Origin of the sequence: Rhodococcus ruber, assembly GCF_016804345.1 — a bacterium.
GTDB classification, from domain to species: domain Bacteria; phylum Actinomycetota; class Actinomycetes; order Mycobacteriales; family Mycobacteriaceae; genus Rhodococcus; species Rhodococcus ruber.
This window is the reverse complement of sequence record NZ_CP044211.1, coordinates 1,028,262-1,046,929: the sequence shown is the minus strand read 5'-3', so window position 1 is coordinate 1,046,929 and position 18,668 is coordinate 1,028,262. Positions and strand designations below refer to the sequence as shown.

The 18,668-nt window shown below is 69.1% G+C and carries 19 protein-coding genes; 4 read left to right on the top strand and 15 right to left on the bottom strand.

Features of this window, described 5'->3' with window-relative positions; translation table 11 throughout:
* Window positions 1–8: 8 nt before the first annotated feature.
* The 8 genes from F1734_RS04915 to F1734_RS04880 all read right to left on the bottom strand — a co-directional run bounded on the left by F1734_RS04915 (window position 9) and on the right by F1734_RS04880 (window position 8,710).
* Window positions 9–1,034, bottom strand: a complete 1,026-nt coding sequence (locus F1734_RS04915) for a bifunctional lysylphosphatidylglycerol flippase/synthetase MprF (RefSeq protein WP_082061329.1) — start codon at window positions 1,032–1,034, stop codon at window positions 9–11.
* Entirely contained in the window at window positions 1,031–1,489 is a 459-nt protein-coding gene (locus F1734_RS04910) for a type II toxin-antitoxin system RatA family toxin (RefSeq protein ID WP_010594568.1), read from the bottom strand. Before F1734_RS04910 ends, F1734_RS04915 begins: the two co-directional genes overlap by 4 nt.
* Window positions 1,490–1,512: 23 nt before the next feature.
* Window positions 1,513–2,754 carry an aspartate aminotransferase family protein gene (locus tag F1734_RS04905; RefSeq protein WP_010594569.1) on the bottom strand — a complete coding sequence of 414 codons (1,242 nt, stop codon included), beginning with the start codon at window positions 2,752–2,754 and terminating at the stop codon, window positions 1,513–1,515.
* On the bottom strand, window positions 2,751–3,791 hold the full coding sequence (locus F1734_RS04900) for an SDR family oxidoreductase (RefSeq protein WP_225222885.1): 1,041 nt from the start codon (window positions 3,789–3,791) through the stop codon (window positions 2,751–2,753). Before F1734_RS04900 ends, F1734_RS04905 begins: the two co-directional genes overlap by 4 nt.
* A gap of 10 nt (window positions 3,792–3,801) precedes the next feature.
* Window positions 3,802–4,932, bottom strand: coding sequence for an acyl-CoA dehydrogenase family protein (locus tag F1734_RS04895; RefSeq protein WP_040273761.1), 1,131 nt, complete (start codon window positions 4,930–4,932; stop codon window positions 3,802–3,804).
* Window positions 4,913–5,416 (bottom strand): hypothetical protein, encoded by a 504-nt coding sequence (locus F1734_RS04890; protein ID WP_010594572.1) that lies wholly within the window; start codon window positions 5,414–5,416, stop codon window positions 4,913–4,915. The genes F1734_RS04895 and F1734_RS04890 overlap by 20 nt, the downstream gene beginning before the upstream one ends.
* Complete coding sequence (locus tag F1734_RS04885; RefSeq protein ID WP_162919278.1) at window positions 5,404–7,650, bottom strand: MMPL family transporter; 2,247 nt, start codon at window positions 7,648–7,650, stop codon at window positions 5,404–5,406. The genes F1734_RS04890 and F1734_RS04885 overlap by 13 nt, the downstream gene beginning before the upstream one ends.
* Before the next feature lie 397 nt (window positions 7,651–8,047).
* The gene (locus F1734_RS04880; protein ID WP_010594574.1) at window positions 8,048–8,710 is read right to left on the bottom strand and encodes a TetR/AcrR family transcriptional regulator; all 663 of its coding nucleotides are present in this window, start codon (window positions 8,708–8,710) and stop codon (window positions 8,048–8,050) included.
* A gap of 205 nt (window positions 8,711–8,915) precedes the next feature.
* On the opposite strand from F1734_RS04880, the gene F1734_RS04875 reads away from it, so the two are divergent.
* On the top strand, window positions 8,916–9,809 hold the full coding sequence (locus F1734_RS04875; protein WP_203011788.1) for an IS5 family transposase: 894 nt from the start codon (window positions 8,916–8,918) through the stop codon (window positions 9,807–9,809).
* Window positions 9,810–9,817: 8 nt separating this feature from the next.
* On the opposite strand, the gene F1734_RS04870 is transcribed toward F1734_RS04875, so the two are convergent.
* Window positions 9,818–10,498, bottom strand: coding sequence for an SGNH/GDSL hydrolase family protein (locus tag F1734_RS04870; RefSeq protein WP_234420158.1), 681 nt, complete (start codon window positions 10,496–10,498; stop codon window positions 9,818–9,820).
* A gap of 185 nt (window positions 10,499–10,683) precedes the next feature.
* Between F1734_RS04870 and F1734_RS04865 the strand changes: the two genes are divergently transcribed.
* A complete protein-coding gene (locus F1734_RS04865; protein ID WP_026137814.1) occupies window positions 10,684–11,553 on the top strand; it encodes a 5-oxoprolinase subunit C family protein in 870 nt (289 codons plus the stop codon).
* A gap of 12 nt (window positions 11,554–11,565) precedes the next feature.
* On the opposite strand, the gene F1734_RS04860 is transcribed toward F1734_RS04865, so the two are convergent.
* From F1734_RS04860 to carD, 6 genes are all read right to left on the bottom strand, one after another.
* Entirely contained in the window at window positions 11,566–12,036 is a 471-nt protein-coding gene (locus F1734_RS04860; RefSeq protein WP_040273753.1) for a hypothetical protein, read from the bottom strand.
* 143 nt (window positions 12,037–12,179) lie between these two features.
* Window positions 12,180–13,142 (bottom strand): 23S rRNA (guanosine(2251)-2'-O)-methyltransferase RlmB, encoded by a 963-nt coding sequence (rlmB, locus tag F1734_RS04855; RefSeq protein WP_010594578.1) that lies wholly within the window; start codon window positions 13,140–13,142, stop codon window positions 12,180–12,182.
* Entirely contained in the window at window positions 13,142–14,536 is a 1,395-nt protein-coding gene (gene cysS / locus F1734_RS04850; protein ID WP_140188260.1) for a cysteine--tRNA ligase, read from the bottom strand. The genes rlmB and cysS overlap by 1 nt, the downstream gene beginning before the upstream one ends.
* Before the next feature lie 11 nt (window positions 14,537–14,547).
* Complete coding sequence (gene ispF, locus F1734_RS04845; RefSeq protein WP_010594581.1) at window positions 14,548–15,024, bottom strand: 2-C-methyl-D-erythritol 2,4-cyclodiphosphate synthase; 477 nt, start codon at window positions 15,022–15,024, stop codon at window positions 14,548–14,550.
* The gene (gene ispD / locus F1734_RS04840; RefSeq protein WP_010594582.1) at window positions 15,025–15,717 is read right to left on the bottom strand and encodes a 2-C-methyl-D-erythritol 4-phosphate cytidylyltransferase; all 693 of its coding nucleotides are present in this window, start codon (window positions 15,715–15,717) and stop codon (window positions 15,025–15,027) included.
* 27 nt (window positions 15,718–15,744) lie between these two features.
* Window positions 15,745–16,233, bottom strand: a complete 489-nt coding sequence (carD, locus tag F1734_RS04835; protein WP_003935974.1) for an RNA polymerase-binding transcription factor CarD — start codon at window positions 16,231–16,233, stop codon at window positions 15,745–15,747.
* Between the two features lie 287 nt (window positions 16,234–16,520).
* Here carD and F1734_RS04830 point away from each other — a divergent pair, with 287 nt between their 5' ends.
* Window positions 16,521–17,159, top strand: coding sequence for a copper chaperone PCu(A)C domain-containing protein (locus F1734_RS04830; protein WP_010594583.1), 639 nt, complete (start codon window positions 16,521–16,523; stop codon window positions 17,157–17,159).
* 92 nt (window positions 17,160–17,251) lie between these two features.
* A complete protein-coding gene (gene radA, locus F1734_RS04825) occupies window positions 17,252–18,664 on the top strand; it encodes a DNA repair protein RadA (RefSeq protein WP_010594584.1) in 1,413 nt (470 codons plus the stop codon).
* Window positions 18,665–18,668: the final 4 nt, after the last annotated feature.

Sequence of the window (18,668 nt, the reverse complement as noted above, 5' to 3'; positions counted from 1 at the left end):
TCCTCCTTTCAGAGCGAATTCGTCGCCCGGGCGAGACTCCAGAGGTCTCGCAGGCGAACACGACCGGGAAATGCGATGTACTCCGGCGTCACCAGGGTGGGACGCCATTTGAGCTTGAAGGCCAGCTGACTCGCGGCCGGATAGACGGCCGAACCGTGCTTCGCGATCAGTCCTGTTGCGGTGCTCAGCATGCGGGACGCACCCGGAAGAGCAGCGTCCGGGTCGATGCCGACGAACGGTGTGAGCCCCAGGTGCAGCCAGGGCGCATCGTCCTCGCGCAGCACCTGTGCCGCCTCGGCGAAGATGTGCTCGACAACGCCGGGTGGCGCGTCCGGGGATCGCCGCGTCAAGTCGTAGAGCCAGCCGGCCTTCTCGCCGAAGACGGGCGAGTAGGAGATGTACGCGACGATCCGGCCGGCGGCTTCGGCGACGAAGAGCCGGCGTTGCTCCTGGACCTCGCCGCCGCGCTCCCCGACCATCAGCCTGAGTCCCTTGACGTGACGCCCCTTGTTCCGCAACCACGCGGCATCGAGCCGGTCCAGTCGGGTGGCGAACGCGGGGTCGGTCAGCTGCTCCGGCGTCGCCTCGCGCACGGTCACCCCCTCACGACGCGAACGGGTGATCATGTTGCGGGTCTTGACGAACTTCCGGCCGCGCAGGCTGAATGCGGAGAGGTCGATGCTGTACGAGGATCCGAACTGATTGACCACCCATCCGTTCGCGGCTGCGCGCTCGGCATCGGACCGCTCCAGTTGCACGGCCACGACCCGTTTCCCGGCGCGCTTCGCCGCTTCGGCGAAGGCATGGTCGACGGCGGATCGATCGTGCTCGGGGGTGACGGCACCGGTGAACTGGATCCAGTAACGTCGGCCGACCGGCCGGTAGGCGACGAACCCGGTGCGACCCGGCACCGTGAAGTACCGGTTGCCCTCGTTGAGTGCGAGGAACGCGGACGAACTCCGGGCGTAGTCCCGCAGCACGGCGAGCGCATCTCGCCGCGCGAGGTGCTGCGCGGCGTCCTGGGTGGTGGTCACGCGTCGACCGCCAGCGCCGGCTGTCGTATCTCGCCGAACAACCCGGACAGGATGAGGGCGATGTTCTCGCGCAGCGCACCCTCGGCGACCGGGTCGAGAATGTCGGCCAGTGACGGAATGCCCAGGTCGAACCGGGCGTCGAAGACCACCGACGCGCCGTCTTCCGTCCGGCCGATGCGCCAGGTTCCGTCGAACACCTCGAAGTCCCCTTCGAGTTGCGTGAACGCGATCGTTCCGGCGTCGCGGTCGAGCACATCGTGCTCGGTCCAGCGCAGCAGCCCCTTGCGGAACTTGACGGTCCAGCTGGACCGGACTTCGCCGGCGTCCCCGGGGGCCACCTCGACCGCGACCACAGCCTCGGTCAATCGGGGGTAGCTCTCGAAGTCGCCGATCCGGTCGAAGGCGGCGCTCGGGTCGATTCCGGGGAGGACGAACGACATGGTGACACTGCGCATGGGGGTTCTCCTTGCTGTAGGGCTCAGGCGAAAAAGGCAGCGGACAGCGCGTCGGTGAACGCGGTCAGGAAGAAGTCCAGTTCACCGTCGGAAAGGACGGCCGGCGGGGTGAGACGTAGCACTGTCGGCGAATTCAGGGAGTGGTTGACCAGAACCCCGCGATCGACGAGGTTCAGGTACAGGTCTCCGACCGATCGAGGATCGTCGAACTCGATGCCGATCAGCAGTCCGCGGCCGCGGACCTCGATGCGGTGCGCCGAGGAGTGAGCCGCCACGGCGTTCCCGACGGCGTGGACGAGGCGCCGGCCCAGATCCGCCGCCTTGCCGACGATGTCGTCGTCGCGCATGACCCGGATCGTCGCCGCGGCTGCCGCACACGCGATCGGCGAGGCCGCGAAGGTCGAGGAATGCAGGTACGGGTCCTTGGCGAACGGTTGATACGTCTCTGCTGTGGCGACCATCGCGGAGATCGGGACGACACCGCCCGAGAGTCCCTTACCGACGAGCATGATGTCCGGAACGATCCGAGCGTCGTCGATACCCCACCACGTGCCCAAGCGCCCCAGACCGGTCTGGATCTCGTCGACGATCAACAGCGCGTCGTGCTGTCGGCACAGATCGGCCGCGGCGGCGAGATAGCCGGGAGGGGGCACGATCACCCCTCCCTCACCCTGTACCGGCTCGACGATGAGGACGCCCCGGCCCGCGACCCGGGCGAGCGCGGCGTCGAGTTCGGCGGCGTCCCCGTACCGCACGGCGGTCACCCCCGGCAGCAGCGGCTCGAACGGCCTCTGGAAGACCGGGCGGGCGGTGACACTCAGTGCCCCCAGGGTCTTGCCGTGGAAGCCGTTGACGGTCGTGACGATCTCGGTCTTGCCATGTGCCCGCGCCAGCTTCAACGCCGCCTCGGTGGCCTCGGCGCCCGAGTTGACGAAGTGCACGAGGTCCAGGCCCGCAGGCGTGACGGCGGACAGTGCCGCCGCCGCGTGCACGCCCGCGGGTTCGAAGAAGACGCGCGTCGACATCGGGTGCGTGTCGATCTGCCGGTGCACCGCTGCCGTCACCTCCGGATGCCGGTGCCCGAGCAGATACACCCCGTGGCCGCCGAAGTTCAGGAAGCGCCGACCGTCCGCGACGACGACCCAGGCGCCCTCCGACGCGATCTCCTCCATGCCCCCGAGCAGACGGCCCAGAGCGGCCCGCCCGCTGCCCTGGTGAGCACGGCAGAGGTCCTCGATCCCGGTCCGGACGCCCGAGGCGGTCACGCCGCCCGCCCGTCGTCGTCGCCGGCCACGAGCCCCTTCACCTGCGCCCAGTAGCGCATCGACAGGTAGGCCGTCTTCCGGAGCTCCTCCGTGGTGACCTGCGCGGCGAAGCCCAGTTCCGGCAGCGAGTTCGGCAACGGGTCGGCGCTCTGGAAGAGCCAGGCGAACTCGAGCAGATCGCGGAACTTCGCCTGGAGCGGGGCCGGAAGCGAATCCTCCAGCAGCGGAAGGATCAGGCGGTCCACGGCTTCGGTCGGGATGAGACGCGGTTCCCGCGTCGACAGACCCAGGTCACCCGCCAGGCCCATGCACAGGTCCATGATCTGCCGTGCACACAATGCCTGGTCGCCGGCTGTGAGCCAGTACTCGCCGGAGGTGACCTCCTGACGTACGAGCCGGCCGATGACGGCCGCAACCAGGTCCTGCGGTACGAAGTCGATGAGAGCGTTCGCCGGCATCGGGATCATCGGTGCGGCGCCCCGCACGATCGCTCCCAGCACGGCGTGCAGACCCTGGAACGCCGCCATCCGCCCGTCCGCCGAATCACCGATGACGATCGACGGCCGCACGATCACACTCGGCACGGCATGCGACCGGACGAGCGCCTCGGCTTCGATCTTGGACTGCACATAGGCCGCGGCTCCCGGCGAATGTCCCTGTGCCGAAGGTGGATCCGCGACGAAGGCGGTACTGAAGAAGTACAGCGGCGCCGATGCCTGCGTCGCCAGCTCCAGCAATGCCGTCGGGCCACCGAGATTGACCTCACGAATCCGTCGCGGGTCCTCCCGCCAACTGGTTGCCGCCGCCGCGTGCACGATCACATCCACCCGGCGGGACAGCACGGCGTAGTCGCCGGCGGACAGGCCGAGCCGCGGTTCGGCGAAGGACCCGGCGAACTCGCTGACCCGGACGTCGTCGACCGGGTTGCGGTTGCGCATGCAGACCACGTCGAAGTCGTGCGACAGTTCGTCGATCAGTGCCCGTCCGACGACGCCGGAGCCGCCGGTCAACAACAGTGTCTTTCTACGCCACGTCATTCTTCGCTCCTCATGCGATCTCGAGGGGGCTGCCCGCGAAATAGCGCGTCAGCGGTCCCGCCATTCGCGTGCGCGACGGCGGGTGGAAGCCGAGGCCGTTGACGGCCGCGGCGAGGTATCCGACGTCGTCCGACGTCATGAAATTCATGCCACCGAGCAGTTCGACCGCTCGGGGTACCACCGACGCGATCGTGTCCTGTACCGCGTACCGCACCAACAGGGTGTCGGCCAGGAGCCCCGCGTCCGTCTGCGCGTGCGGGACCTGCCGGGCGATGTTCTCGATCGCCGCGTGCGCGCTCTCGGTGCGCGAGACGAGCTGCATCCGCTCGACGTCGGCGGATCGTTCCACCGACAGCACACGCTCGACCAGTGCGCTGGCCGCACCCAGGTACGAGGCGGCCATGAGCAGCTCGAACCACACGAAACCCGCGGTCTGGACGGCGTCGAGCCGCCCGTCCTCGGTCACCTCCGTGAGTACCACCAGATCCGCAGGCACCAGGACGTCGTCGATCGTCACCTGATCGCTCTCGGCGCCGGCGAGAGCGAAGCTGGACCAGAACGGAGCGACCGTCACACCCGGGTCGTCGGCGGGAATGAGGGCGACGGCCAGCCGGTCCCCGCGACCGTCCGGGGAGGGCAGCCGGAGACTGGCCGTGAGCAGGTCCATGGACCGCGCCAGACTGCACGGTCGTTTCGTCCCGCTGACCCGGACCCCGTCGGCCGTCACGGTGGCGTCCATGGTCGGGGTGAGGATGTGGCCGTCGGGGCGGCCCTCCGCGAATCCGGACGCGACGAGCATGTTCTTCGCGGAGATCGCTTCGAGGACGAGCCACTCCTTCCCCCCGGTCTCGGCGAGCAGCACGAGGCTGGACACGGAGAAGTGGTGCATGGTGCTCGCCACGGCCAGGGACGGCGACCGCGAGCCCAGTGCCCGCTGGATCCTGACGGCATCGAGAGCATTCGCGCCCTTGCCCTTGTATTCGACCGGAATCACGAGTCCGGCTCCGCCGGCATCACGCAGCAGCGGGATACCGAGGGCCGCACTGCCCTCGAGGTCCGCGAGCGGGACATCGGCCAGCGCGTCGTCGAGTCCCGGCAGGAACTGCTCGAGTACGGCACGTTCACGCGCGAGGAAGCGCACGTCGAAACCCCCTGTGGTTCGTGGAATCGTCGGAGCGGACACCGACGCGGTGGTAGGCACGGTCGAAGGCATCGAACTCCGGATGCTTCACCGGTTCGAACGAGATTCCGAACGGCTTCATGGTGTTTCCGAACAGAGCTCGGTCTCCGCACAGATGGATCGGCAGTGCGAGAAGCGCCCATTCCGGACCGAAGATCAGCGACCATGCCGCCGCAATCGCGGCTGCCGTGAGGAAGCTGTGCATCACGTTGTAGGCGACATAGTAGCCCTTCGCAACCGCGTGATCCGCGCTGCGCCGGTACGCGATCGCGCCCGGAATGTAGCCGATGATGTCGATGATCAGAAAGAGCGCGACGAACGCCACCCAGTCGATCTCGTCGAGATGGGCGACGGCCAGCACCACGACGACCACCAGTGCGAGAAACCACTCGGCCCGCGCGACCGCATGCGTGGCCTCGGTTTCGAATCTGTTCAGGTTGTCCACAGCGACTGCTCTTTTCGTAGTTCTGGGATCGGGACCGCTTCCCCTTCGCGGAATCCGCGTCTGGCGTGCCATCGGGCCAGCGGCGCGGGCGCCCACCAGTTGTACCGGCCCGTCAGTGCCATGACGGCCGGGACGAGGAACGTGCGCACCACGAACGCGTCCACCAGCACGCAGATGGTCAGTCCGAGGCCGAGTCCGCGCATGAACGAAACCTCCCCGGCGGTGATCGCCAGGAAGACCACCGTCATGACGACCGCGGCGGCCGTGACGATGCGACCTGTCCGCGCCAGGCCGGCACACACCGACCTCTGGTTGTTCCCGGTCGCCAGCCATTCCTCGCGGATGCGCGACAACACGAAGACCTCGTAGTCCATCGAGAGCGCATAGGCAATGGCAGCGAGCAGGGGTGGAACGAACGCCGTGACGTGTCCGGTCGCGGTGGTACCCAGACCCCCGAGGTTGCCGTCCTGGAAGATCCACACCATGGCGCCGAATCCGGCTGTGAGCGAGAGGGCGTTGGTGACCAGCGCTTTGACCGGAAGCACCACGCTGCCGGTCATCAGGAACATGAGCACGAACGTCGCGAGAGCGATCAGCGCGACTGCGACGGGCACGCGGTCGGTGATGCCGTGCACGTTGTCGAGGTCACGCTGCGCGAGGCCGCCGAAGAGTGTGGGTGCCGGCGACCGGACCTCGCGCAACCGTTCGAGCTGCTCTTTGCCCTCCTGCGAGTACGGGTCCTTCGTGGTCGAGACCGTGACGTATGCGCTGTCACCGGAGATTGCCGAATCGACTCGGAGTGGGCTGATCTGCATGCCCTTCGCATACACCCCGCCGGGGCTGCTGACCGACAGGACACCGTCGATTGTCGAGAGTTCCCTCGCGTAGTCCGCGACCTGCGGCACGGTCGTCACTGCACCGGTCAGAACGATCGGGGTCGAGCCGGCGAAGTCCTGGGCGAAATCGGCTCGCAGAATGTCGCCCGTCTGCCGCGAAGTCGTCGACTCCGGCAGCGCCCGGTCGTCGGGATACGCCAACTGCACACCCTGGAACGGCCACGCGAGGGTCAGCAGCGCGATCGTGAGCGTCACCAGGACGACGACCGGTCGTCGCATCACCGCCGCCGACGTGCGGTACCAGAACGAATCCTCGACGGCGCGGATCGGCACGGCTTCGCGACGGAACCAGCGTCGCAGCGGCTTTCGCACATCGAGTGCGTCGATGCGATCTCCTGCGAGAACGATCAGCGCCGGCGCGACGCACAACGCACCCGCCATCGCGAATCCGACACTCGCAAGTCCGGCATATGCCAGGGAGCGAAGCAGATACGGTTCGAAGATCAGCAACGTCGCCAGGGTCACCGCCATGGTCAGCGCCGAATAGAACACGGTCCGGCCGGCCGTCAGCATGGTGCGTACCAGCGCCGCGTGTGCGTCGGTCCCCGCATCCCGTTCCTCACGGAATCGGTTGACGATGAACAGCGTGTAGTCGACCGCGAGAGCCAAGCACAGGCCCGTCGCCAGGTTCACCGCGAACACCGAGACGTCGGTGACGGCGTACAGCGCCCAGAGGCAGGCACCGGTGCCGACGACAGCGATAGCCGCGACGAGCAGCGGGAGCAGCGCCGCGACGAGACTGCCGAACACCCAGACCAGCGCGATGAAGGTCAGCGGTACCGCAATGATCTCGAGCCGGATCAGATCACTTCGGGACTGTTGTGTGCCTTCGTAGTACGTGATGGCCTGACCACCGGCGGTGACGGTCACACCGTCGCGGGTTCCGACGAGGGACGCCGCGATCTCGTGCGCCCTGATCGGTGCCTCCCGATCGTCGCCGGCGATTCGTGCGACGACCAGCCCGGTGTTCCGGTCCGCACTCAGCAGGGCCTGGTCGAGCGGGGAGGGTGCAGTCCAGTACGACGCAATCTGGCCCGCGTGTGGCGAATCTTGCAGTGCCGAAACAATCCTGGAGGATTCGCCGCGCGCTCGCACGCTGCCGGCTCCCGCAGGGTCGGTGACCGTGAACACCACCGGCAGTCCACCCGTTCGGAACGTTTGGTCCAGAATCTGTTCTGCCCGAGCTGATTCCGATGACGGAACATCGTATCCACCGGACGGCAGCCGGGTTGCGGCCGGCGCTGCATAGACACCTGCGACGACGAGGAACAGCATCGCCGCCCCGACCACGGTGCGAGGTAGACGCCATGCCACGTCGGCGAGTCTGCCAAGGATCATGCGCTGTGCCCATTCTGATCAATCACCGGCACGGCAACCTGGACGTCGGCGACCTCGTTGTACACCGACATCCAGATGTGTTGCCGTAACGGTGAATCCCCCCAATGACCTGCCACCGGGGTCCCCTACCCGGTGTGGCCGCTGTCTCGACAGCCATGCGCCGGCGCCCCCATCGGCCGGTCGGACCGACGGCGGCGCCGTTGCCGATGATCATGCCCGAGGGCACCCCCGGCGTCAACCTGTCGGCGAACAACCTCGACGACGCTCGGACCGGTCACCCGGATTCCGACGAGTTGGACGTTCCTGTGCATATTGTTGCCCCACAACGAAGTCGGAGGTCCCCGACTCACGGGGCCCGTCATCGAATCGCGCCGGATCACACGCGTGAGACCGTGCCCTATCGGACGGTTCGCCCCGGCGGACGCAGCAGTCCTTCCACGATGCGTCGGACCTTGTCCCCCGCCGCTCCGTCTCCGAGGCGCATGGCGGTGTTCGCGGACCGCAGCACCGCGTCGATCTGGAATGCCGCGAGATCCGCATCGAGATCGGCGATTTCACCGTTCTCGACGGCGACGGCGAGCTCGCCGGAGAGCGCGTCGACCCACTCCTGCTGGTTGCGCGCGAGCGCGTCCCGAACCGGGCCGGGCCGGCTGTCGAACTCCGTCAGATTGGCGGCCTGGAAACAGCCGCCGGCGAACAGTGGCCGTTCCGCGTAGACGATCCAGCGTCCGATGAGCTCCCGGATCCGCGCCACCCCTCGGGGTTCGGACAGGGCAGGACGAACGACGAAATCGACGAACATCGACCGGGCATGATCGACGGTGGCGAGTTGCAGCGCCTCCTTGGTACGGAACAGACTCTGGATACCGGCCTTGCTGAGACCGGTGTCGGTGGCGAGGCGTCCGAAGCTCAGCCCCTCGAGACCGTCCAGCGACGCGAGGTCGACGGCCCGGTCCAGGACCGCGCGACGAGTGCGGGCACCCCGAAGAAGCCGCTTGTCGGTGATGTCACCGACAAGCGGACTTGCCGTTCCCGACGACGGGGGTGTCGCGCTCGACATGCGGTGAATTTTACGTCACCCGATTCTCCAGCGATTTCGTGGCGGATCCAGTCCTGCCCCTAGGGCGTGTTTCAAAAGTGCTCACTGTGAGGGAGTTCGGACACGGTAGGTGTGTCGCTGCCACTGAATGAGCGAGGTCTCCGGTATCTGGGTTTAGCGACCAAGCAAAACCTTGAATACCGGAGACCTCGTGCCCAGCGTAGCGGTGCCGGGGCGAGCAGACCTGACCGACGCGCAGTGGGCGCGGTTGGCTCCGCTGCTGCCCCGAGGGAAGAAGGCGGGCCGCCCGCCGAAGTGGACGAAACGCCAGCTCATCGACGGTATCCGGTGGCGGACCCGCACGGGTACCCCCTGGCGGGACATCCCGGCCCGGTACGGACCGTGGCAGACGGTGTACGGGCTGTTCCGTCGCTGGCAACGCGGCGGAGTGTGGGCACAGATCCTGACGGCGTTGCAGGCGCTCGCCGACGCTGCCGGCGCGATCGTGTGGGACGTCAGCGTCGACTCGACCATCGCGCGGGCCCACCAGCATGCGGCCGGGGCCCGCGGGGACGGCGATCAGCAGATCGAGCCACCCGGCGGGGTGGAGACCGAACCGGATGATCACGCGTTGGGACGGTCGCGTGGTGGGTGGACCACCAAGACCCACCTGGCCTGCGAGCAGGGCCGCAAACCGTTGTCGATCGTGGTCACCGCCGGTCAGAGTGGGGACAGTCCGCAGTTCACCGCGGTTCTCGACGGGATCGGTGTGCCGCGGACCGGCCGCGGTCGGCCGCGTACCCGGCCGGATCGTGTGCTGGCCGACAAGGCATACAGCAGCACCGGAAACCGCGCCTACCTGCGCAGACGCGGTATCCGCGCGACCATTCCGGTCAAGTCCGATCAGGCCGCCCATCGGAAGCGGAAGGGGTCGTCCGGTGGGCGTCCGCCGGAGTTCGACACCGAGCACTACAAGCAGCGTCATGCTGTCGAGTGCGGTATCAACAAGCTCAAGCAGAACCGCGCGGTGGCAACCAGATACGACAAACTCGCGGTCCGCTATACCGCCACCGTCCGAATCGCGGCTATCAATCAGTGGCTCCGGCCCGACCGCTTATGAAACACGCCCTAGGCCCGGTCGGCGCCCACCCGGGCCGCGAGCTGTTCGAGGACCAACGTCGCGAGGACGGCCTGCCCGGTGGTGGCGAAGTGAATCTTGTCCTCACTCAGCAGGTTCTCGCGGTCGTTGAGCGGGTGGTCCCACGAATCGGCGAGGACGGCGTCGAACTCGCGGGCGAGTTTCCGGGTGATGTCGTTGAGGCGGGCGACACGCTCGGTCCAGTCCGGGAAGGCCGGGATGACGAATGCGCGACCCAACGTCAGGACGCTGAGCTGGGCGCCGGTCCCCGCCGCCCAGGTGTACATCGTGCGCAGTCCGTCTTCGATCCGATCCCAGTCGGGATTGCGGCGCAGGAGATCGTTCGCACCGCTGTTGACGTGCAGCAGGTCGGGTTCGAAGGCGGCGATCCGCTCGGCCTGCTCCTCCAGCGCCTGCGCCGTGGTGGCACCGATGCGCGCCGTGTTGAGGTATCGGAGGTCGGGTTCGACCATTCGAAGAACCCGTTCGACCCGAGCGGGCCATCCGAGGTTGTCGTAGCCGGGCGTGGGATCGCCTGCGCCCACCGACAGGCTGTCGCCGAACACGGCGTACCGCTTCCACGGTGCACCCTCGAGCATCGCGGCGGCCGTGGCCGGTGGCAGGACGTGCGGATCGGTGTCCTCGGTGAGCGGCTTCGATACTGTCGTCATGCGGATGAGCATACGATCGACCGTATTACTTCGGCAAGATGTGGCGCGCCTCGCCGTCGCTCGGAGGGGCTGCGTGTCGCTCGCCGGCTGATCGCCGACCGCCGGTCCGGGACGGATATGTTCGGGGGCAGCGAGATCCCCCGGACGCGCCCTCCGCAGGCGGCGGGGCGAGGACAATTTCCCCCATGCAAGGGCTCGAAGTCGTCCACAGCGGAATGTTCACCACCGTCCAGGACCGCGGCCGGCCGGGACGCGAGGACCAGGGGCTGGGCGTATCGGGCGCCGCCGACCGAACGGCGCACGACGCTGCGAACCGCCTGGTCGGCAACGACCCGTCTGCGGCGACGCTCGAGATCACCGCCGGCGGTCTGACGGTGCGCAGCATCGGCGCGAACGTCGTTGCGGTGACGGGCGCCCGCGTGCCGGTCACCGTCGACGGCCACCCCGAGGCCGACTACTCGGTGCTCAGGCTGGACGACGGCGCCGTGCTGGCCCTCGGTAATCCGACGAGCGGAGTGCGCTCGTATCTGGCGGTACGCGGCGGAATCGACGTGCCCGAGACCCACGGCAGCCGATCCACCGACACCCTGACCGGGACCGGGCCCGACCGGCTCAGGGACGGCGACCGGATACCGGTCGGCACCCTGACGGGCGAGCTACCCGGCGAGGAACAGATCCCGCCACCGGCCCCGCCCGAGGACCCGGCACTGCTCCGCGTGCATCTGGGCCCGCACCCCGGAGAGTTCAGCGCCGGTTCGGTGCATGCGCTGCTGCACGAGACATGGGCCGTGACCCCGCAGCTGGACCGCATCGGCATCCGCTTGCAGGGACCCGGCAAGCTGCATCTCGCGCGTGGCGGAACCGATCGTCCGGAGCCGACCGCCCCGGGCTCGGTGCAGGTCCCCCCGGACGGCAACCCCATCCTGTTCCTGGCCGACCATCCCGTCGTCGGCGACCACCCGGTGATCGCCGTCGTCCTGCCCGCCGATCTTCCCGTCGCCGCGCAGCTCGGGCCGGGACATCGGGTGCGGTTCGTCGCCACCCTCACGCGATGACTGCGAAACAGCTCAGGACACCGCCACATCTCCCGGAGGCCGGACCACGGGACTCGGCCCGGCGACGACACACTCCTGGACATGGTTGTCCCGCACGGTGATTCGTCGCAGCGTGCCGGCCGGTGTGCGGACGTCGACCGTGCCGGTGAGAACGTGATCGAACGTGAAGTTCCCGGACGGGACCGCCGCACGCGAGGCACGTCGCAGCCGCGCCCGGCGCGAGAGGAAGGTGTCGATCAGGTAGGCCAGCCACTCCGTGTAGAAGTAGAAGCACTCGCCGCCGTTCCACACCAGCGCGGCGCCGTCGGCGGTGGGTACCCACTGGCACCACGACAGCGGTCGCCCCCGGGTGGGCAGCCCGTCGGCCGGGGACCGGTGGGGGCCACTGGCCGGTCCGGCGAACGCGACGAGAAAGTCGATCTCGTGTCGGTTCAGCGGCGGATCGATTCCGATCCGTCCCGTGAATTCGGTTCGTTGTGCCATGTGTCCCCCGTCCGCTGTCGATCAGCTCTACCCGATTCGACGCGGCCGGAAGCGGAACGGTTCCCCGACCCCCGCCGCACGGCCGACGGAACGACACCGGCCGCACGGCCGACGGAACGACACCGGCCGCACGGCCGACGGAACTACAGCATGCGGCGTTGACGCGCGATGTCCGCGAGCACGACACCGGCAGCGACGGACGCATTGAGCGACTCCACGTCACCGGCCATCGGGATCGACAGGATCGAGTCGCACGTCTCGCGGACCAGTCGGGACAGCCCCTTGCCTTCGGAGCCGACGACGATCACCACCGGGTCCGTACCGTCGAAATCGTCGAGGGTGGTATCGCCCCCCGCATCCAGACCGACGACCCGGACCCCACGGGACTGCCAGTCCTTGAGGGTGCGCGTCAGATTGGTCGCCCGGGCGACGGGGAGGCGGGCCGCGGCACCCGCGCTGGTTCGCCATGCCACCGCCGAGACGGCAGCGCTGCGACGCTGCGGGATCAGCACGCCGTGGCCGCCGAACGCTGCGACCGACCGGATCACCGCACCGAGGTTCCGCGGGTCGGTGATGTTGTCGAGAGCCACCAACAGCGGCCGCTCGTGGTTGTCGTGGGCGACGGCCAGCAGGTCGTCCGGATGGGCGTAGCGATACGGCGGAACCTGCAATCCGATGCCCTGGTGCATGCCGTTGGCGGTGAGCCGGTCGAGCTCGCCGCGCGGGACCTCCAGGATCGAGATGCCGGCGTCCCCGGCCCGCTGCACGGCCTCCTTGAGTCGCTCGTCCGCCTCGGCGCCCACGGCGACGTACAGCGCCGTCGCGGGAACGTCCGCGCGGAGGCACTCCACCACCGGGTTGCGGCCCAGCACCATCTCCGGGCCGTCCTCGCCCTTGCGGCCGGCCGTGCTGCGGCCGCGCTTGTCGGCGGTCTTCGCCGCAGCACGGGCGCGCCGCGCGGCGGGATGGTAGGGACGGTCCTCGGCCTTGGGGGTGGCACCGCGGCCCTCGAGGCCGCGGCGGCGCTGCCCACCGGACCCGACGACCTGTCCCTTCTTGGTGCCGCCCTTGCGGACCGCACCTCGTCGCTGAGAATTACCAGCCATCACTGCCCTGCTTTCAGGGACCACTCGGGTCCGTTGGGCGTATCGGTCACCTCGATGCCCGCCGCCGTCAATCGATCGCGCACCTCGTCGGCGAGCGCCCAGTTCTTCGCAGCCCGCGCCGCCTGCCGGCGTTCGAGCTCTGCGGACACCAGCACCTCGAGGGCCTCGAGGGCCGCCGAATCGCTGCCGGCCACCTCGGCCCAGTGCGGGTCGAGCGGGTCCACCCCGAGGATCCCGAGCATGGCGCGTACCTGTCCGGCGATGTGCACCGCGGTGTCCAGGTCGCCGGCGTCGAGCGCCTTGTTGCCCTCGCTGCGCCGACCGTGGATCTCGGCGAGCGCCTTCGGCACGCCGAGATCGTCGTCGAGGGCGGCGGCGAACTCCTCGGTCCACTTTCCCACCGGGATCTCGCCGGCCCGGTCCCGGGTCTTGAGGACGAACGACTCCAGTCCGCGGTACCCCGCCGCCGCCTCGTGCAGAGCCGCGTCGGAGTATTCGAGCATGGACCGGTAATGGGCACTGCCCAGGTAGTAGCGCAGCTCCTGCGGGCGCACCCGGGCGAGGACATTCGGGATGGACAGCACGTTGCCGAGCGACTTGGACATCTTCTCGCCGCCCATCGTCACCCAGCCGTTGTGCAGCCAGTACCGCGCGAACCCGTCGCCGGCAGCCTTGGCCTGGGCGATCTCGTTCTCGTGGTGCGGGAAGACCAGGTCCATGCCGCCGCAGTGGATGTCGAAGGACTCCCCGAGGTAGTACTCGGCCATCGCGGAGCACTCGAGGTGCCAGCCCGGGCGGCCGCGACCCCAGGGTGTCGGCCACGACGGCTCGTCCGGCTTGGCCGCCTTCCACAGGGTGAAGTCACGTGGGTCCCGCTTGCCGCTCCCCGCGCTCTCCCCCTGGTGGACATCGTCGATCCGGTGCCCCGACAACCGGCCGTACTCGGGGTAGCTGAGCACGTCGAAATACACGTTGCCGTCGGCCGCGTAGGCGTGGCCGGCGTCGATCAGGCGCTGCATCAGCTCGACCATCTGGGTGACGTGGCCCGTCGCGCGCGGCTCCACGGACGGCGGCAGCACTCCGAGCCGATCGTAGGCGTGCGCGAAGGCCCGCTCGTACGTCGTCTTCCACTCCCACCAGGGGCGGCCTGCCTCGGCGGCCTTGCGCAGAATCTTGTCGTCGATGTCTGTGACGTTTCTCACAAAGGCGACATCCAGGCCCTTCGCCATCAGCCAGCGCCGCAGCACGTCGAACGCGACGCCGCTGCGCACGTGGCCGATGTGGGGCTCGCCCTGGACCGTCGCGCCACAGAGGTACACCGAAGCCCGGCCGGGGATCAGCGGAACGAAATCCCGCACGGCCCGCGATTCGGTGTCGAACAAGCGCAAGGTCACGACCGGCAATCCTACCGGTCGTCGTCGCGCGGAAGGACGAGTGCCGTCGCGACGGCGGCGACGCCCTCGCCGCGCCCGGTCAGCCCGAGCCCGTCCGTCGTCGTCGCGGACACCGACACCGGCGCCCCGAGGACCTCGGACAGCACCTGCTGCGCCTCGTCGCGGCGGGGACCGATCTTCGGCCTGTTCCCGATCACCTGGACGGCCGCGTTCCCGATCGTGAAGCCCTGCAGGTCGAGCAGGCGCCGCACCTCGGCGAGCATCGACACCCCGCTCGCGCCGTGCATCTCCGGGCGGCCGGTACCGAAGACCGAACCGAGGTCGCCGAGACCGGCCGCGGAGAGCAGGGCGTCGCACAGCGCGTGCGCCGCGACGTCCCCGTCCGAATGCCCTGCGCACCCGTCGGCATCCTCGAACAGCAACCCGGCCAGCCGGCACGGCCGTCCGGGTTCGATCGGATGGACATCGGTACCGATCCCGACGCGCACTCAGCTCTCCTGTCCGACGGGGGTCCCGGCCGCGAGCACGGCGCGGGCCAGGACCAGATCGAGCGGTGTGGTGATCTTGAAGGCGAGCGGTTCGCCCGGAACGGTGTACACGCTCTCGCCGAGACGCTCGACGAGGCCCGCGTCGTCCGTGGCGTCGCCGGCGCCGGCGTTGGCTCGGCGCAACAGGTCGGCGGCGAATCCCTGCGGCGTCTGCACCGCGCGGAGAGCGGACCGGTCGGGGGTGCCGGTGACCCGGCCCGCGCCGTCGACGCTCTTGACGGTGTCTGCGACCGGCAGCACCGGGATCACCGCGCGACGACCGCCGCGCAGTTCCGCCACGATCCGGGCGAACAGCTCCGGTGGGGTCAGGGCGCGTGCGGCGTCGTGCACCAGGACGTGGGCGGCGTCCTCCGCGGCCGCCAGTCCGGCGCGCACCGAATCGGTGCGTTCCGCGCCGCCCGCCACCACTTGCACCTGCGGCGGCGCCGTGGCTGCGACGGACGTCACCAGGTCCGGCGGCACCACCACGACGACCCGGTCGACCACCGCCGAGGTCAGCATGGCCTCGACGGCCCGGTCCAGCATCGTGCGCCCGTCGAGTTCGACGAACGCCTTGGGCAGGGATTCGCCCAGGCGGACACCACGGCCGGCCGCCGGAATGATTCCGACGACCGGCCCGTTGCGATCGTTCATCTGCAGTTCTGCGGTGCGCGTGGCCGCTCAGGAGGCGGCGGCGAGCACCTCGTCGAGCAGGCTGTCGGCCTTGACGTCGTCCGTGCCTTCCGCGAGCGCGAGCTCGCCGACGAGGATCTGCCGGGCCTTGGCCAGCATTCGCTTCTCACCTGCGGACAAGCCGCGGTCCTGCTCCCGCCGCCACAGGTCGCGCACGACCTCGGCGACCTTGTTCACGTCTCCGGAGGCCAACTTCTCGAGGTTGGCCTTGTACCGCCGCGACCAGTTGGTCGGCTCTTCGGTGTGCGGTGCGCGCAGCACCTGGAAAACCTTGTCGAGGCCTTCTTGCCCGACCACGTCGCGAACACCGACGTATTCCGCATTATCCGCAGGTACCCGAACCGTCAGGTCGCCCTGGGCGACTTTCAGAACGAGATATTCCTTCTGCTCACCCTTGATGGTGCGAGTTTCGATAGCTTCGATCAGCGCCGCACCGTGATGGGGGTATACGACGGTATCTCCGACCTTGAAAATCATGTGTCCCGTGCCCCTTTCGATTCTTCGAGTTTAACACGTGCTCACATCCGGCTCCCATCAACGGCGCAGGTCAGGGGCACAGAGGCGCGCGCGTAGGACTTGACAGCCAACCGGTTCCGTGTATCCCGTGATATTCGACACGTCGCCCGGGGCGGCCCCCGGCGGCCCCGCCGAGTCGGTCCGGGCAGGACGAAAGCCACGACTTCCGCCCCCGGCGCAGACTCGGCGCTCTTCGACTACTACTCTGCCTAGTGGATTGCGAGCCTTACTCGAGTGGAGGACAACCCGTGACTGCTCTCAAAGCGCCGACTCGCCGAGTCGCGACCGCTCTCGCCCTGGCCGCGGGTGCGGCGCTCACGCTGTCCGCCTGCGGCGCCGGCCAGATCAGCCAGACCGCCACCCAGGTGGCAGCGGTCAACGGCAACAGCGCCGAACTCGGGGACATCGCGCTGCGCAACGTGCACGTGATCTACCCGGACTCCGAGGAGTACAGCCTCGAACCCGGAGGCAAGGCCGCACTCGGCTTCACCGTGGTGAACCTGAGCGAGACCACTCCCGACGAGCTGACGCGTATCACCACCGACTTCGCGTCGTCGACCACCGGCGTGTCCGGTCTGCGCATCGAGCCGCAGGCGTCGATCTCGGCCGGCCTGACCGGCGAGACCCTCGCCGAGGACGCGACCGCCGAGGCCGCAACCGACGAGTCCCCGCGTCCCGCCGAGGCCGCGGAGTCCTCCGATACCCCGTCCGTCGCCCAGGTCGAGCTCACCGGCCTGAAGGAGGGCGTGCGCCCGGGCCTGACCATTCCGGTCACGTTCACCTTCGCCGAGGCCGGCGACGTCACCATGCAGGTCCCGGTCGACGCAGGCACGGACGTCGAGCGCAACGTTTCCGAGAAGTCGCCGGTCGAGGGCGACGGCCACTGACCGGCACCCCGACGCATCCCGGGGCCCGGACCGAGCACTCCGCTCGGTCCGGGCCCCGTTCTCGTGTCGGCCCCCGGTCCTAGGCTGACGCGGTGGCAAAGACGAAGTCGATCTACCGGTGCACCGACTGCGGGCACACCGTCGCGAAGTGGGTGGGCCGCTGCCCCGACTGCGGGACGTGGGGTTCGATGGACGAGGCACCGGCGTTGCCCGCCGCGGTGGCGGCGCGGCCCGGCACCTCGCTCGCCCGCGCCGGGGCCGCCGCACTGCTCCCGACCACCCCCGCCACACCGCTGACCCTCGTCGACAGCAGGACCACCCACGCGAAGCCCACCGGCATCGAGGAACTCGACCGAGTGCTCGGTGGGGGCGTCGTTCCCGGCTCGGTGGTACTGCTCGCCGGGGAACCCGGCGTCGGTAAGTCCACACTTCTGCTCGAGGTGGTCCATCGCTGGGCGCAGCGCGGCAGCGACGACCGGGCCCTCTACGTCACCGGGGAGGAATCCGCGGGCCAGGTGCGCCTGCGCGCCGACCGCACCGGTTCGGTGCACGAACGCGTCTTCCTCGCCGCCGAGTCGGACCTGGCGACCGTCTTCGGTCACATCGAGCAGGTGAAACCGACCCTCCTCGTCGTCGACTCCGTGCAGACGATGCTCGCCGCCGACGTCGACGGCGTGTCCGGCGGCGTCACCCAGGTCCGGGCGGTGACCAGCGCGCTGACCTCGCTCGCGAAAGCCAGCGGTGTCCCGGTGCTGCTCATCGGGCACGTCACCAAGGATGGTGCGGTGGCGGGGCCGCGCTCGCTCGAGCACCTGGTCGACGTGGTTCTGCACTTCGAGGGCGACAAGCACTCCACCCTGCGCATGGTGCGGGGTGTGAAGAACCGCTTCGGCGCCGCCGACGAGGTGGGCTGTTTCGAACTGACCGAGGGCGGCATCGTGGGCGTCAGCGATCCGTCGGGACTGTTCCTGCACCACCGGACCGAGGAGGTGGCGGGGACCGCCGTGACCGTCACCATGGACGGTAAACGGCCCCTGCTCGGCGAACTGCAGGCCCTGGTCGTGCCGACGCAGAACCCTGCACCCCGGCGTGCCGTCAGCGGTCTGGATGCGGCACGGGTCGCGATGGTACTGGCCGTCCTCGAGCGGCGATGCCGGCTGCCGCTGGGCAAGTGCGACGTCTACGCCTCGACCGTCGGCGGCATGCGCATCACCGATCCGGCGGCGGACCTGGCGCTGGCCTTGGCGGTCGCGTCGGCTGCGCGCGAGCGCCCCCTGCCGCCGGGCACGGTGCTGCTCGGCGAGGTCGGCCTCGCCGGCGAGGTCCGCCGGGTCACCGGAGCCGGCCGCCGCATCGCAGAGGCGAGCCGGCTCGGTTTCGGCCGCGCGATCGTGCCGCACGAACTCGCGCAGCCGGGGCGGCGGACGTCGCGGCCCCCGGGCTCCGACGGCGGTCCGATCGAGGTCGGCAACGTCGGTCAGGCCCTGGCCGCGCTGGGACTGTAGTCCT

What these genes read in the sequence shown, in the direction of transcription:
- F1734_RS04910 (WP_010594568.1), bottom strand. Translation starts at nt 1,489, where the DNA reads ATGCGCAGTGTCACCATGTCGTTCGTCCTCCCCGGAATCGACCCGAGC.
- F1734_RS04900 (WP_225222885.1), bottom strand. Translation starts at nt 3,791, where the DNA reads ATGACGTGGCGTAGAAAGACACTGTTGTTGACCGGCGGCTCCGGCGTC.
- F1734_RS04885 (WP_162919278.1), bottom strand. Translation starts at nt 7,650, where the DNA reads ATGATCCTTGGCAGACTCGCCGACGTGGCATGGCGTCTACCTCGCACC.
- F1734_RS04880 (WP_010594574.1), bottom strand. Translation starts at nt 8,710, where the DNA reads ATGTCGAGCGCGACACCCCCGTCGTCGGGAACGGCAAGTCCGCTTGTC.
- F1734_RS04870 (WP_234420158.1), bottom strand. Translation starts at nt 10,498, where the DNA reads ATGACGACAGTATCGAAGCCGCTCACCGAGGACACCGATCCGCACGTC.
- F1734_RS04865 (WP_026137814.1), top strand. Translation starts at nt 10,684, where the DNA reads ATGCAAGGGCTCGAAGTCGTCCACAGCGGAATGTTCACCACCGTCCAG.
- F1734_RS04860 (WP_040273753.1), bottom strand. Translation starts at nt 12,036, where the DNA reads ATGGCACAACGAACCGAATTCACGGGACGGATCGGAATCGATCCGCCG.
- rlmB (WP_010594578.1), bottom strand. Translation starts at nt 13,142, where the DNA reads ATGGCTGGTAATTCTCAGCGACGAGGTGCGGTCCGCAAGGGCGGCACC.
- ispD (WP_010594582.1), bottom strand. Translation starts at nt 15,717, where the DNA reads ATGAACGATCGCAACGGGCCGGTCGTCGGAATCATTCCGGCGGCCGGC.
- carD (WP_003935974.1), bottom strand. Translation starts at nt 16,233, where the DNA reads ATGATTTTCAAGGTCGGAGATACCGTCGTATACCCCCATCACGGTGCG.